This window comes from Photorhabdus sp. CRCIA-P01, from assembly GCF_003545805.1.
Lineage (GTDB): Bacteria > Pseudomonadota > Gammaproteobacteria > Enterobacterales > Enterobacteriaceae > Photorhabdus > Photorhabdus antumapuensis.
Genome location: NZ_NMQR01000027.1, coordinates 25,007 through 38,573, shown reverse-complemented (window position 1 = coordinate 38,573; position 13,567 = coordinate 25,007). Strand labels below are relative to the sequence as shown.

Sequence of the window (13,567 nt, the reverse complement as noted above, 5' to 3'; positions counted from 1 at the left end):
TTAAGCTCTTGGTTCAGGTTGTTCGAGGGCTTTTATATAGTCATAAATAGCCAGTTGTGCCCGGATTTTCCGCTTATTACCCCGTGGCACATAACTATTGCTCAGCTCTTTATCAACGTAACGGGCTTTTACCGTATCGTTGAATTGTAATTCGAGAATGTCCAGTACCCGTTGTTTCAATTGTGGATCAAGCAGGCAAACTGCAACTTCAATTCGGTAGTCGATATTACGGGTCATCCAATCAGCAGACGAGAGAAAGACTTTTTCGTCTCCGTCATTAGTGAATACGTAAACCCGATCATGTTCGAGAAAACGGTCAACAATACTGGTGATTTGAATATTTTCGCTAAATCCTGGCTGGTTGGGTACCAGTGAACACATACCACGTATCAGTAGACGTATTTTTACCCCCGCTTCCGAAGCGTCGTATAGGCGGTCCACCAGCTCTTTATCAACCAGATTATTAATCTTTAACGTAATACCTGCGGGCTTATTCGCTCTGGCGTTGGCGATTTCCCGTGAAATAAGCTGGTTGAGCATTGCGCGGGAATTTTGCGGCGAAACCATCAGGTTTTCAAATTTGACCGGGCGGTAGGGGTTCTCAATAAAGTTGAATACCCGGCGCACTTCGTTAGTAATTTTGGGATTTGCTGTCAGCAAGGAGTAGTCGGTGTAGAGGCGAGCCGTTTTTTCATTAAAATTACCGGTACCAATATGGGCATAGCGAACAATTTCTTCACCTTCCAGACGGGAAATAAAAAACAGTTTTGCGTGAATTTTTAGTCCCGGTGCTGAGAAAATAACATGTACACCCGCTTCGGTTAGCCGTTTGGCCCAATGAATATTGGCTTCTTCATCAAATCGTGCCTGTAATTCAACTACAACGGTCACTTTTTTACCGTTATGGGCAGCATGGATCATGGAATCAATAATGCGCGAGTCTTTTGCTACTCGATAAATATTGATCTTGATGGAAAGTACACTTGGGTCGAAAGAAGCCTGGCGTAATAATTCCAGCACATGTTCAAAGGTGTGGTAGGGATAATAGAGCAACACATCTTGTTCACGAATCGCATCAAAACCATTGCGAAAATTATCAAACCAGGTGTGTCGTAATCTCGGCAAAGGTTTATTGAGTAGATTTCTCTTCCCCTCGTTGGGGAATTTAATGAAATCTTTAAAATTGTGATAGCGTCCGCCAGCAATTACCGAGTCATTGTTTGATAAGCCAAGTTTGCTACGCAGTAATTCCACCATTTCATCTGGCATTTCTCGCTGATAAACGAGTCTTACTGGTTCCGCTGTCAGCCGTTGTTTCAGCGTGGATGACATCAGTTCGAGTAAGCTTGATTCCATCTCTGTTGCTAAATCATATTCAGAATCACGGGTCATTTTCATTGAATAGGCGTTCAGTGAATCATAATCGAAAAAGCCTTTGAAAATTTCATCAAGACAATAACGCATAATATTGTCTAGCAGGATCATTGACTTGCGGCGGTGTGGCATCTCAGGCGGCAAGTTAACAAAACGTGGCACCTTATCTGACGGAATTTCCAATAGCGCATATTGAATATTCTGGCCGTGGACAATTTCAACTGCCAGATAAGTGTAGTCATCTTTCAGAAATTCAACCAAGTTGGTTTCTGGATTGATCAGAATTGGCGTAATGTGTGGCCGCAGATGTTGACGAAAATATTGACGTAACCAGATTTGTTGATTGGGTGAAATTTGTCGTTCATTGATGAGAAAAATTTGATTGCGAGCGATTTCTAGTAGCAACTCATTATACAGCACATCAAATTCTTGATCGGTTTTAGCCACTTTAGCCTGAATTTTTTTCAAGACATTTCGAGCGCTAGTGGCCGATCCTCGTTCTTCATTAATTAATATCCGCCGTTTCACATCGGCAAAACGGACTTTGTAAAATTCATCCAGATTATTGGAGTAAATACCAAGGAACCGCATCCGTTCTATTAATGGATTGCTCTTATCCGCTGCTTCTTGAAGCACACGTTCGTTGAATGATAACCAACTAAGTTCTTTCTCGGTATAGAGCCTGTCTTGGGACATGGTTACTCCAGGTGTTGAGGTAAAAGTATTAGCACTTTGAATACGACGGGGCGTCGTTTGTCGCTATACCCTTCATCTTTCAAGCTGCTGCTTTGTTGGCTGCTTTCACTCACCCCAGTCACATAGTTATCTATGCTCCTGGGGATTCGTTCACTTGCCGCCGCGCTGCAACTCGAAATCTATTAGGTATATATTATGGTCTGTAATTGTTGACTCATTTTTTCATCTTCCTTGGATGCAAAATATTGATGTTGGAAAACGCACATGCGAATGGCTGTGCGGTAACTGCCATTAATAAAGAATTCGTCTATTAATTCGCCCTCAATATAGAAACCTAGCTTATTATAGATGTGAATGGCCTTGATATTCTCTTTATCAACAATCAGGTAGAGTTTATACAGATTAAGTACGGAAAATGCATATTCCATTGCCAGTTTTGCCGCTTTGGTTGCATGGCCTTGGCCCTGATAGGCGGGATCGATGATAATCTGAAATTCTGACCGGCGGTGGATATAGTCGATTTCGACTAATTCAACCAAACCAACTTTGGCGTCGGAACTTGCGATAATAAACCGGCGCTCGCTCTGGTCGTGAATATGTTTGTCATAGAGATCGCACAGTTCAACGAAAGCTTCATAAGGTTCTTCGAACCAGTAACGCATGACGCTAGCATTGTTATCTAATTGATGGATAAAAGGCAGATCTTCCCGCTCAAGGGGGCGTAACCTAACAGGTGGAGTATGAGAACCACCAGACATTTGACACCTCAGTGTTTTTGATAAAAAAGGAACATAATTAATAATAGTTCGTAATGAATAATAGTTCGCAGTGCCGGGTATGTTACCACAGCACTGTACTGTAATTAGCCGTTAATAAATAGATTATTCTGCGGCATAGCCTTCTGGAGGGAGAATCTTTCCATCCAGATACGCTTTGCCATTAACCATACTTAGGCGCCCTTCGACAAACCAGTTGATAACTAATGGATAGATGCTGTGTTCCTGAGTTTGAACCCGTTTAACAACCTCATTTTCCTGATCACCGGCAAAAATAGGAACTTTAGCTTGCAGGATCACCGGGCCGCCATCCAATTCTTCTGTGACAAAATGGACGGAAGTACCATGTTCTGTATCTCCGTTTTCTATCGCTTTGCGGTGAGTATGCAGGCCAGGATATTTGGGTAATAGAGAAGGATGAATGTTTAACAAGCGGCCAAGATAGTGTTGCACAAAATCTGGCATCAGAATACGCATATAACCCGCGAGGACCAGCAAATCTGGTTGATACTGATCAATCGCGTGTTTTAGCGCTTCATCATAAGCCTGACGATCCGCATAGTTTTTCGGGCTAATAACATGGGTGGGAATATCCGCTTGTTTAGCGCGTAGCAGACCGTAAGCATTCGCGGTATTGCTCAATACCGCGCAAACCTGCCCATTGATTCTGTTCTGCTGGCAGGCGTCAATCACCGCTTGGAGATTGCTGCCGCTGCCAGAGATGAGTACAACGATATTTTTCATTGAATAACAACCTGTTGTTCACCCTCTTTCAGCGTCGCGATAGTACCGATTTGCCAGGCTTTTTCACCGGCGATATTAAGTAATTCAAGCGCGTGCTCAACTTCTGTTGGTGGTAATGCAATTACCATCCCGACACCACAGTTGAATGTGCGGTACATTTCATGACGGCTAACGTTGCCAGTCTGTTGCAGCCAATTAAATATGGCCGGCCATTGCCAACTGGATTCGTTAATCTGTGCTTGGGTATTTTCAGGCAGGACACGCGGAATATTTTCCCAGAAACCGCCACCGGTTAGATGAGCAATAGCGTGAACATCAACCTGTTCAATCAAGGATAAAAGGGATTTCACATAAATTTTTGTCGGGGCGAGCAGGTGATCTGCTAGTGATTTACCTTCGAGCTCTGTTGCTTCTGGATCGGTGTTGCTGACGGCCAGAATTTTGCGTATCAGAGAATAGCCGTTTGAGTGAGGGCCACTGGCGGCGAGGGCAATCAAGGCATCACCCGCCTGAACTTTACTGCCATCAATGATTTCTGATTTTTCAACCACGCCAACGCAGAAGCCGGCAACATCATAATCTTCACCGTGGTACATCCCCGGCATTTCTGCGGTTTCGCCACCAACCAGGGCACAGCCGGATAATTGACAGCCTTCCGCGATACCGCTGATAACGCTGGCAGCCGTATCAACATCCAGTTTCCCGGTGGCATAGTAATCAAGGAAAAACAGGGGTTCTGCACCTTGAACAACCAAGTCATTGACGCACATTGCAACTAAATCAATGCCAATCGTGTCATGGCGTTTGAGATCCATTGCCAGACGCAACTTGGTACCCACGCCATCAGTACCAGAAACCAGAATTGGCTCGCGGTATTTTTGTGGTAATGCACATAAAGCGCCAAACCCACCTAAACCGCCCATCACTTCTGGGCGACGGGTCTGTTTTACAACACCTTTAATACGGTTGACTAAGGCATTACCGGCGTCGATATCGACACCAGCATCTTTATAACTGAGAGAGGTTTTGTTGGTCACTCGAAGCCCCCAAGGCGGTTGCGTTTGATAAATTAAGACAGAATAGTAACAATTCTAACAGTCTAAGCAAACGTTTGCGAGACTCTTGTTTAGGATCTCGGTTCTCGGTAAGCCGGGCTATGTTTGATGAAAATCAACGGATTGGTAGTGGTGTTATGGGTAAAAGAAGGTATAATCTCGCGGTTTTTTTGTCTGCTGGCGACATGACATACAGTAGGAGAGGTCCATGAAGATCGTTGAGGTGAATCACCCTCTTGTTAAACATAAACTCGGCCTGATGCGAGCGAATGATATCAGCACCAAACGCTTTCGTGAACTGGCCGCAGAAGTTGGAAGCCTTTTGACTTATGAAGCAACTGCTGATTTAGAAACAGAAAAAGTCATTATTGATGGCTGGTGTGGCCCAGTAGCAGTTGAGCAGATTAAAGGTAAAAAAATAACCGTCGTACCGATTCTGCGTGCGGGATTGGGTATGATGGATGGTGTATTGGAGAATGTTCCCAGTGCCCGGATCAGCGTCGTAGGGGTTTATCGTGATGAAGAAACCTTAGAACCTGTCCCTTATTTCCAGAAACTGGCTTCCAATATTGATGAACGTATGGCGCTGGTGGTTGACCCTATGTTGGCAACCGGTGGCTCCATGATTGCAACTATCGATTTATTGAAAAAAGCAGGTTGTCAGTCGATTAAAGTGCTGGTTTTGGTTGCTGCTCCTGAAGGTATTGCCGCGCTGGAAAAAGCCCATCCCGATGTGGAACTGTATACGGCTTCTATTGATGAAAGACTCAATGAACAGGGATATATTGTGCCTGGCTTGGGGGATGCGGGCGATAAAATATTTGGTACGAAATAATAGGTTAGCCAGCCGACTTTTGAGTCGGCTTTTTTTGGTTCTGGCGCGATAATATTAAGAGGATAAATAAGATGACCCGTCGCACTATTGGGGTAGATGAGCGGCCTCCTTTTTTACAGACCGTTCCACTCAGCTTCCAACATCTTTTTGCTATGTTTGGTGCGACGGTATTGGTGCCGATTTTGTTTAAAATCAACCCGGCGACAGTTCTGCTATTTAATGGTATCGGTACATTGTTGTATCTGGTGATTTGTAAAGGAAAGGTTCCGGCGTATTTGGGATCGAGCTTTGCTTTTATTTCACCGGTCTTATTGTTGTTGCCTCTGGGATATGAATTAGCCTTGGGTGGTTTTATTATATGTGGCGTGCTGTTTTGTCTGGTTTCACTGATTGTTAAGGTGGCAGGGCGAAGTTGGATTAATGTGCTGTTTCCACCCGCGGCAATGGGGGCGATTGTTACGGTTATCGGTCTGGAACTGGCGGGTGTTGCGGCTGATATGGCGGGTTTGCGTCCGGCGGAAGGTGCCGATGTTGATTCAACAACATTGACCATTTCTCTGGTAACGCTGGCGGTAACCGTTCTTGGTTCAGTTATGTTCCGTGGATTCCTGGCTATCATCCCGATTCTCATTGGCGTATTGGTAGGTTATGCGTTGGCGTTCCTGATGGGAGTAGTTGACCTGATGCCGGTACGTGAAGCACCGTGGTTTGCATTGCCAACTTTTTATACACCACGTTTTGAATGGTTTGCTATTATGACAATCTTGCCTGCGGCGCTGGTTGTCATAGCTGAACATGTTGGTCATTTAGTGGTAACAGCGAATATTGTGAAAAAAGATTTGCTAAAAGAGCCGGGTTTGCACCGTTCTATGTTCGCAAATGGTTTTTCAACCGTGATTTCCGGTTGCTTTGGTTCAACGCCAAATACGACTTATGGTGAAAATATTGGTGTCATGGCAATTACCAAAGTTTACAGTACTTGGGTTATTGGTGGCGCTGCGATACTGGCGATTCTGCTCTCCTGTGTCGGTAAGCTGGCGGCCGCAATTCAGGCTGTGCCGGTTCCGGTCATGGGTGGTGTTTCGCTGTTGCTTTATGGGGCTATTGGCGCATCAGGTATTCGGGTGCTGATTGATTCCAAAGTGGATTACAACAAAGCGCAAAATCTGATCCTGACTTCCGTTATTCTTATTATTGGCGTCAGTGGGGCGAAAATTAATATCGGTGTTGCTGAACTTAAAGGCATGGCGCTGGCAACGATTGTTGGTATCGGTATGAGTTTGATTTTCCGCCTGGTCACGGTTTTCCGTCCCGAAGAACGGTATATTGAATCTTCTGTTGGGTCTGTTAAGCACGGTAAATAACAGAGCATCCCAGATTGCTGACGAACCCCATTCAAAAAGTGGGGTTCTGTTGATGTCAATCATATTGTTGTAGTGTGGGGTCTTTTAGTATATCAAGGTACCCATTTTCCAGTGTCTCTATTAGATCAAAGACTTGGCCCAGATAGCTAGACTTTTGTCATTAATCCGATGGGGCTATTAAGGCCCTACATAATGTTTACTGACTTCATTTTCTAGCGCTTGATTCACGAAAGCGTTAATCGTCACATCTTCTTCAAGTGCTAGTTCTGCAATTTTTCTATGCAATTCTGGATTAACTCTAACATTAAAAATCCCTTTATATGGTATATCAGGATTCTTATTTAATTCCTTGCAGTCTTGCAAATACAAATCAACCGAGATTTTAAATTCATTTTCCAATTCTGCAATTGTTTTTGCTTCATAAGTCACTAAATCGCGGATATATTCCAATTTACCAAAAAGAGTATTGTTTTCCAGGTCAAATTCAATTGTACCTAAATAACCTTTATATTTTAAATATTTCATATCAACCCCACTTCTTTTAAAGTCTGTTTCACGGCTTTTAGTGTACCACCTTTAATGTAATTTTCAGGATGAGGGCGGTGCATTAAAATTGTGTGATTCATTGAAGAATCGTACCCTCGAACCTTGCTTTTCTTGTTTCTCATAGTTTAATAGGCTTAATAACACAACAAGTTCAGACCATTCAAAAGTTTTTTGGCTATTAAGAAACTTTTCTATCAGTTTCTCCGCTTTGCTCATACACTCTTCTTTTCCCTCAATAATGTAACTAACAGTAGTTACAAATATTAAATAAGTCAAGTTTCTTGTGCATTAATGTGAAAGATAAATGCGTACGGCGCCGCAAAAAAAGAGGTTACAAAGTCAGTTAGCGATATCTATTAGTCAGAAGTAACAGATATCACTTTAATTTTATGCTTGTTCTGATTTCAAATTAACTAATCAGGTACCGCTTATTCATCGAAATTGTGGCAGATAATTACGGTTTATCGTCAATACGTCATCTAACAGTGGTGAAGCAATGTCTACATCGGCAACCAATGGATTGGTGATCAGTGCCAACAGTGCAGCATTGCGATCGCCATGAATCGCTGCTTTGATCGTTAAGCGTTCATAGGTTTTTATCTGTTGTGTCAGAGCATACATACTGTCAGGCAGGCGGCCAAATGTCAGCGGGTGGGCGCCTTCTGCATTAATAATACAGTTGGTTTCAATGACGGCATCGTCCGGCAAACCCCGAATAGCCCCGTGGTTTGTGGTATTGACCACCAATTGGCTATCGAGATTGTTATAAATGGCGCAAATCAGATCCAGTGCGACCTCAGAGTAGAATGAACCACCGCGGAAACTGAGTTGTTCTGGTTTGTGATCAAGTGCTGGATCAGCATACAGTTCAAATAGTTCCTGTTCTACTTTCATGACCTGTTCTGCCCGAGTGCCTTGTTCGACCACAGCCTCGCGCTCTTCCTGTAACATATTGCGGGTTTGGTAGAAGTAGCGGTGATAAGGGCAGGGGATGGCGCCTAGTGCCTTGAGTAGTGGCGGAGGCCAGGGTGCCTCTTTAATATTATTCATGGTTAAGGCTGCACCATTGCATAGCATATCAAGTACCTGTTGAGTTTTATCCTGACCTGAAACCAGTATTTGATGCACCCAGACCATATGATTAAGCCCGGCAAAGCGTAACTGCACATCCTGATAAGGGCGTTGTAGCATATTAGCTATCATGTGATGCATTGTGACCGGGACATTACATAGGCCAATAATTTTTGCTTTGCTATAGCGGGAAATCGCTTCGGTAACGATCCCGGCTGGATTGGTGAAGTTAATCATCCATGCGTCTGGTGCAAGTTGTTCAACTTTGTGGGCGATATCTAGCAAAACGGGGATGGTACGTAGTGCTTTGGCAAATCCACCTACGCCGGTAGTTTCCTGACCGATCAAGCCATATTTTAACCCCAGACGCTCGTCCGCGGCGCGAGCCGGAAGCTGGCCGACACGTAGTTGAGTTAAAATAAAACTGGCCCCGCGAATGGCATTATCTGGTGTGAAATGGACGCTGACGATAACGTGTTCCATGCCGTGACGAACTAACATACGGCGAGTAAGCGCGGCGATAATTTCTACTTTCTGTTTTCCACTGTCAATGTCAACTAATGCCAGTTCAGATAGTGGAATGTTTTTTTGGTGTTGAATAAGCCCTTCGACTAATTCGGGGGTGTAGCTACTACCGCCACCAATAACGGCTATTTTGATTCGTTTCATATTTTTTCCTCTTGTGATGGTATTCGGCGATAGAGCTCAATCATATCGCTGGCAAGATCTTGAATAACTATTGCGTTCATTAAATGATCTTGCGCATGGACGGTGATGAGATTGACAGGTAATTTACCGCAGCCTTCATCCAATCCGATCAGAGTGGTTTGAATGGTGTGCGCTTCTTTGATTGCCTGTTGGGATTCAGCCATCAGTGTTTGTGCTGTTTGAAAGTCACCGTTTCTGGCATGTTGTAATGCCATTAGTGCATGACTGCGTGCGCTTCCGGCATGAACCAGCAGTTCTACAATAGTTTGTTCTAAATCAATAGTTTGTTCTAAATTCATGTGTAAATGTTCCAAATTTATGGTTGAGATTGAGTTTCTACACTAGTGGATACCGTACCTTCTTGTTGTTTAACTTCTTCATTGACTAATTGCTTTTCGTAAATTTTGAAGAAGGGATACCAGATAAAGAGATCGATTATCATTAATACGATAACCAGCACCGCCGCGCGGTAATCCCAGGCGGCGGAAATCATCGCGCCGAATGGTGCCGGTGTAGTCCAGGGCGAAATGGCGACCATTTTATGCACCAGGTCAAAATGCAGGATGCTGTAGGACAATACTGCATTGACCAATGGCACAACCAATAGTGGAATAAATAAGGTTGGATTCATCACAATCGGTGAACCAAACAGCAGTGGTTCGTTAATATTGAATATGGATGGAACCACGCTCAGTTTTCCGATAGTACGCAAATGTATAGAGCGGCTGCGCAGATACAGAATCGCCAGAACCAACGTAGAACCAGAGCCGCCAATACAGATATAAAACGACCAGTAAGGATCTGTGAGAATTTGTGTTGCAGCAGTACCTTGGGCCATTAATGTTGCATTGGTGGCAATATTTGCCATAAAAATAGGGGCCATCAAGCCAGTAACGATGTTGGCACCATGAATACCGGCAAACCACAGTAAGTTAGCAATGAGTAGCGCCAGTATAATGGCAGGCAGAGTATCACCGACGGAAATGAGGGGTTGGAACATTTGCATTATAGCCGCAGGAATAAGTAGGTTGAATTCACTCTGCAATAACAAGCTGGCAGGATAAACTGTCAACAAGATACCTATGACTGGGTACAGAAGTTCAAAAGAACGGGCAATTGCTGGTGGTACTTGTGTTGGCATTCGGATGGTGATGTTATATTTTTTTAGTAAACGCGTTAGTTCAACTGACCAGATAGCGCAAATTAATGCGGTAAATACCCCCGCGCCACCGAGGAAATCGAGCGCTATTTTGTTTTCTATCTGTGGTGCTGCTGCTAGCAAAAATGCCATTAGTGACAGTAAAGCAGAAGTTAACCCGTCCAGACCGTAGGATTTAGCTAAACTGTAGGCGGTGCCGACCGAAACAAAGATACTCATTAATCCCATCGTCATAAAGTAAGGCATTGTGATGGTATCCCAGTGTGTTTTAGCAAAGGACAACCAAGCTTGGCCGAATGAGGATGTGGTTTGTGAGTCAAATGGCGGGTTTGCCACAATTAACATCATACTGCCGATGATCAAAAATGGCATGGCTGAGATAAAGCCGTCACGCATTGCGGTAATGTGCCGCTGGTTGCCGACTCGCCCGGCAAACGGGATAATGTAGTTTTCTAAGACACGCATAAAAGAGGTATAGAGACTCATGGGGTACTCCGCGTGATGATGAAATGGCTTATTCCAGCAGGCTTAATGCCTTATCGAGAACCTTATCACCACGAAGAGTGCCATAATCCATCATGTCAATAATGTCTATTGGTTTACCGAGTGGTTTGGCGATAGCGGAAAAATGGGCCAATTGATACCTCACCTGTGGGCCGAGTAAAACAACGTCAGCGTCGGCTATCAGGTGTTCTAATTCAACCGTGGGGACAGCCTTGATCTCAATGTCCAATGCCCGTTTTATCACTTCTGCTTGCATACGTTGTACCAACATGCTGGTGGACATACCGGCCGCACAACACAATAGGATTTTTTTCATTGCTCAGTCTCCAGTTTGTTATATCGTTTCTTATGGGATAAATGGTTAATGAGAGCTTTCACTTTTTACTAAGACTAGCAACTTATGTTAAATATGTTGCGATTTTGTTCGCATATTAATCAAGAAGAGTTTAAAGAATAGCGATAGAATGTGATCTTCATTTGGATTGTACAGAGTGTGAAAATGTCAAGTTATGTAGGACGTTGCAGCGAGATTTCTCACTTATGGAATGAGGGTGAGTGCTAGTTTATAAGTCGGTCAGACATTGATCATTTACCATTTTGCTAATACAGTGAGCATTGATAACCAGTGATAAGGCAGTGTCGAAGTAAAGATTTTCGGTTTTTTTGTCAGAAGTGCTCCGACAACCGCTGGAGGAGACAATGAATGATTATAGAGTAAAAGAAAAAATGCCAATATTGATCACTGAAGCCGATTTCAATATCAAACTTAACATGACAGAGAAAAATGTAGAACACACACAGGCTTTCATTGAACGTGGAGTGAAAGACTTTTCTTTGCCTGGATTTGTTATTCCATACGGTTACCGCTTACTGACATCTGTTTCTGGCAATCAATATAGATTGGTGACTAATGCGGATATGCCTGAGACGGTTTATGCTGTGAAGCTGGAATTTATGGAGCATGTTGTTCCATCAAAAAAAACATGCACACAGATACTTGTGTGGCGTACAGTCCTTCCTCAACATGACGGAGCAGTGAGAGGTTTGCCACAAGAGTTTTTTAGATTTTTCCTAGAAAGATACTCCATTATTGTGTCTGATAGTGAGCAAACATTAGATGGACGTAGGTTTTGGGAACGTATGATTGCTTGGGCTATCAGTATTAATGAGTATCACGTGTATGTTTCTGATGGTATCAAAGAAGAGCGTCCGCTGAACCTAATTACATCATGGGATGACTTCTATGTAACCTGGGCTAATTATTGCTGGGGCTATGACAAAGATTATCACTATCATCGTCTCTTTGTTATCAGTAAAGAGCTATTGCATTGATTTCTTTAAGAAAGAATAAAACTCGCTGTCTGATGGCTTTTTCTTAGATAATATAGCTCTTAAATAACATCGGATTAAAAACTTAAATTTTTCCTATTTTCACATGCGGAATATTTTACAGGCGCTTGCGGGCCGTTCTGTATTATGACGAAATATTATGCGTTTCTGGGGCCGAAACGGATTTAACTTATTGAATCCTAAAAATAGTTTTTTTATTATTTACCTATACAGTTCATTTATAACTATTTTCTGTGATAAACTTGTTCGCGTTTATTACCAGCTCTGTTTGAGGTGCTTCTGAACACACCATCGCAGCTTTCGTTACCTTTGTATCTTCCCGATGACGAAACTTTTGCCAGTTTCTTTCCGGGGGAAAATGTCACCCTGTTAGCTGCAATCAAATTGGCCATTAATCAGCCGCATGGCAGCTATATTTATTTCTGGTCCCGTGATAGTGGGGGCCGAAGTCATTTGTTGCATGCCGCCTGTGCTGAATTGTCCCTAAAAGATGAAGCCGTGGGCTATGTTCCGCTGGATAAACGTGCCTATTTTATCCCTGAGGTGCTTGATGGCATGGAACACTTGTCACTGGTTTGTATCGATAATATTGAGTGCATTGCTGGTGATGAAGAGTGGGAAATGGCGATTTTCAATCTTTATAATCGCATTCTGGAGATTGGCCGTACTTGTTTGCTTATTAGCGGCGATCGTCCACCTCGCCAGATAGATCTTAAATTACCTGATTTGGCTTCTCGTCTGGATTGGGGGCAAATTTATAAATTACAACCGCTTTCCGATGATGAGAAATTACAAGCCTTGCAATTGCGAGCGAAGTTACGCGGTTTTGAATTGCCGGAAGATGTAGGGCGCTTTTTACTGAAAAGATTAGACAGAGAAATGCGGACCCTGTTTATGGCATTGAATCAGTTAGATCACGCTTCGATAGTTGCCCAGCGCAAGCTGACGATTCCATTTGTGAAGGATATTTTGCACCTTTAAAGATGATGGTGATGTCACCATCATCACATCGATTCTGATCAATCAAGAATTTCTGTTACTTTTTCCGGTGGGCGCCCAAGTCTGGCTTTATCACCGCAAACGACGATTGGGCGTTCAATCAGTTTAGGATGAGCAATTATCGCTTTCAGTAAATCATGCTGAGTGAGTTTTTCATCAGCCAGATTCAACTCCTTGTATAGATCTTCTTTCGTTCTCATCAATTGGCGTGCATCATGAAAATTAAGCTGTTCTAGCAGAACGGATAATTTTTCTACGGTGAGAGGAGCCTCCAGATAGAGAATAATCTGTGGCTTAATTCCCCGTTCTTCAATAAGTGCCAAAGTTTCACGGCTTTTTGAGCAGCGGGGATTATGATAAATCGTCACCTGTTGCATGAGAGTTCC

Annotated in this window: 14 protein-coding genes; 4 read left to right on the top strand and 10 right to left on the bottom strand. The window is 43.3% G+C overall.

Annotation, left to right across the window (positions count from 1 at the left end; translation table 11 throughout):
- The 4 genes from ppk1 to purM form a co-directional block, all read right to left on the bottom strand.
- Positions 1-2,070 carry a polyphosphate kinase 1 gene (ppk1, locus tag D3222_RS15800; RefSeq protein WP_118987008.1) on the bottom strand — a complete coding sequence of 690 codons (2,070 nt, stop codon included), beginning with the start codon at positions 2,068-2,070 and terminating at the stop codon, positions 1-3.
- Between the two features lie 182 nt (positions 2,071-2,252).
- Entirely contained in the window at positions 2,253-2,828 is a 576-nt protein-coding gene (gene speG, locus D3222_RS15795) for a spermidine N1-acetyltransferase (RefSeq protein WP_118987007.1), read from the bottom strand.
- A gap of 123 nt (positions 2,829-2,951) precedes the next feature.
- Complete coding sequence (purN, locus tag D3222_RS15790; protein ID WP_118987006.1) at positions 2,952-3,590, bottom strand: phosphoribosylglycinamide formyltransferase; 639 nt, start codon at positions 3,588-3,590, stop codon at positions 2,952-2,954.
- Entirely contained in the window at positions 3,587-4,627 is a 1,041-nt protein-coding gene (purM, locus tag D3222_RS15785) for a phosphoribosylformylglycinamidine cyclo-ligase (RefSeq protein ID WP_118987005.1), read from the bottom strand. Before purM ends, purN begins: the two co-directional genes overlap by 4 nt.
- A 226-nt stretch (positions 4,628-4,853) precedes the next feature.
- On the opposite strand from purM, the gene upp reads away from it, so the two are divergent.
- Together upp and uraA are read left to right on the top strand one after the other, a co-directional pair.
- Positions 4,854-5,480, top strand: a complete 627-nt coding sequence (upp, locus tag D3222_RS15780) for a uracil phosphoribosyltransferase (protein WP_118987004.1) — start codon at positions 4,854-4,856, stop codon at positions 5,478-5,480.
- Positions 5,481-5,551: 71 nt separating this feature from the next.
- Positions 5,552-6,844 carry a uracil permease gene (gene uraA / locus D3222_RS15775; RefSeq protein ID WP_118987003.1) on the top strand — a complete coding sequence of 431 codons (1,293 nt, stop codon included), beginning with the start codon at positions 5,552-5,554 and terminating at the stop codon, positions 6,842-6,844.
- Between the two features lie 177 nt (positions 6,845-7,021).
- Here the strand turns inward: uraA and D3222_RS15770 are convergent, their stop codons facing one another.
- The 5 genes from D3222_RS15770 to D3222_RS15745 form a co-directional block, all read right to left on the bottom strand.
- Positions 7,022-7,369 carry a type II toxin-antitoxin system HicB family antitoxin gene (locus D3222_RS15770; RefSeq protein ID WP_011146978.1) on the bottom strand — a complete coding sequence of 116 codons (348 nt, stop codon included), beginning with the start codon at positions 7,367-7,369 and terminating at the stop codon, positions 7,022-7,024.
- Positions 7,370-7,822: 453 nt separating this feature from the next.
- Positions 7,823-9,130, bottom strand: coding sequence for a 6-phospho-beta-glucosidase (locus D3222_RS15760; RefSeq protein WP_118987002.1), 1,308 nt, complete (start codon positions 9,128-9,130; stop codon positions 7,823-7,825).
- Positions 9,127-9,468: a PTS lactose/cellobiose transporter subunit IIA gene (locus tag D3222_RS15755; protein WP_198672834.1), complete on the bottom strand. Its 342-nt coding sequence runs from the start codon at positions 9,466-9,468 to the stop codon at positions 9,127-9,129. Before D3222_RS15755 ends, D3222_RS15760 begins: the two co-directional genes overlap by 4 nt.
- A gap of 17 nt (positions 9,469-9,485) precedes the next feature.
- Positions 9,486-10,814, bottom strand: a complete 1,329-nt coding sequence (locus D3222_RS15750) for a PTS sugar transporter subunit IIC (protein WP_118987001.1) — start codon at positions 10,812-10,814, stop codon at positions 9,486-9,488.
- 28 nt (positions 10,815-10,842) lie between these two features.
- Positions 10,843-11,148, bottom strand: coding sequence for a PTS sugar transporter subunit IIB (locus D3222_RS15745; RefSeq protein ID WP_118987000.1), 306 nt, complete (start codon positions 11,146-11,148; stop codon positions 10,843-10,845).
- A 383-nt stretch (positions 11,149-11,531) separates the two neighbouring features.
- Between D3222_RS15745 and D3222_RS15740 the strand changes: the two genes are divergently transcribed.
- Together D3222_RS15740 and hda are read left to right on the top strand one after the other, a co-directional pair.
- Positions 11,532-12,164: a hypothetical protein gene (locus D3222_RS15740; RefSeq protein WP_198672833.1), complete on the top strand. Its 633-nt coding sequence runs from the start codon at positions 11,532-11,534 to the stop codon at positions 12,162-12,164.
- Between the two features lie 291 nt (positions 12,165-12,455).
- Positions 12,456-13,163, top strand: coding sequence for a DnaA inactivator Hda (gene hda, locus D3222_RS15735; protein ID WP_118986999.1), 708 nt, complete (start codon positions 12,456-12,458; stop codon positions 13,161-13,163).
- A 38-nt stretch (positions 13,164-13,201) separates the two neighbouring features.
- Here hda and arsC read toward each other — a convergent pair whose 3' ends face one another.
- Positions 13,202-13,558 (bottom strand): arsenate reductase (glutaredoxin), encoded by a 357-nt coding sequence (gene arsC, locus D3222_RS15730; RefSeq protein ID WP_118986998.1) that lies wholly within the window; start codon positions 13,556-13,558, stop codon positions 13,202-13,204.
- Positions 13,559-13,567: the final 9 nt, after the last annotated feature.

Bases quoted from the DNA above. Each gene is read 5' to 3' on its own strand.
- ppk1 (WP_118987008.1), bottom strand. From the start codon at position 2,070: ATGTCCCAAGACAGGCTCTATACCGAGAAAGAACTTAGTTGGTTATCA.
- speG (WP_118987007.1), bottom strand. From the start codon at position 2,828: ATGTCTGGTGGTTCTCATACTCCACCTGTTAGGTTACGCCCCCTTGAG.
- purN (WP_118987006.1), bottom strand. From the start codon at position 3,590: ATGAAAAATATCGTTGTACTCATCTCTGGCAGCGGCAGCAATCTCCAA.
- upp (WP_118987004.1), top strand. From the start codon at position 4,854: ATGAAGATCGTTGAGGTGAATCACCCTCTTGTTAAACATAAACTCGGC.
- uraA (WP_118987003.1), top strand. From the start codon at position 5,552: ATGACCCGTCGCACTATTGGGGTAGATGAGCGGCCTCCTTTTTTACAG.
- D3222_RS15770 (WP_011146978.1), bottom strand. From the start codon at position 7,369: ATGAAATATTTAAAATATAAAGGTTATTTAGGTACAATTGAATTTGAC.
- D3222_RS15760 (WP_118987002.1), bottom strand. From the start codon at position 9,130: ATGAAACGAATCAAAATAGCCGTTATTGGTGGCGGTAGTAGCTACACC.
- D3222_RS15755 (WP_198672834.1), bottom strand. From the start codon at position 9,468: ATGAATTTAGAACAAACTATTGATTTAGAACAAACTATTGTAGAACTG.
- D3222_RS15750 (WP_118987001.1), bottom strand. From the start codon at position 10,814: ATGAGTCTCTATACCTCTTTTATGCGTGTCTTAGAAAACTACATTATC.
- D3222_RS15745 (WP_118987000.1), bottom strand. From the start codon at position 11,148: ATGAAAAAAATCCTATTGTGTTGTGCGGCCGGTATGTCCACCAGCATG.
- D3222_RS15740 (WP_198672833.1), top strand. From the start codon at position 11,532: ATGAATGATTATAGAGTAAAAGAAAAAATGCCAATATTGATCACTGAA.
- arsC (WP_118986998.1), bottom strand. From the start codon at position 13,558: ATGCAACAGGTGACGATTTATCATAATCCCCGCTGCTCAAAAAGCCGT.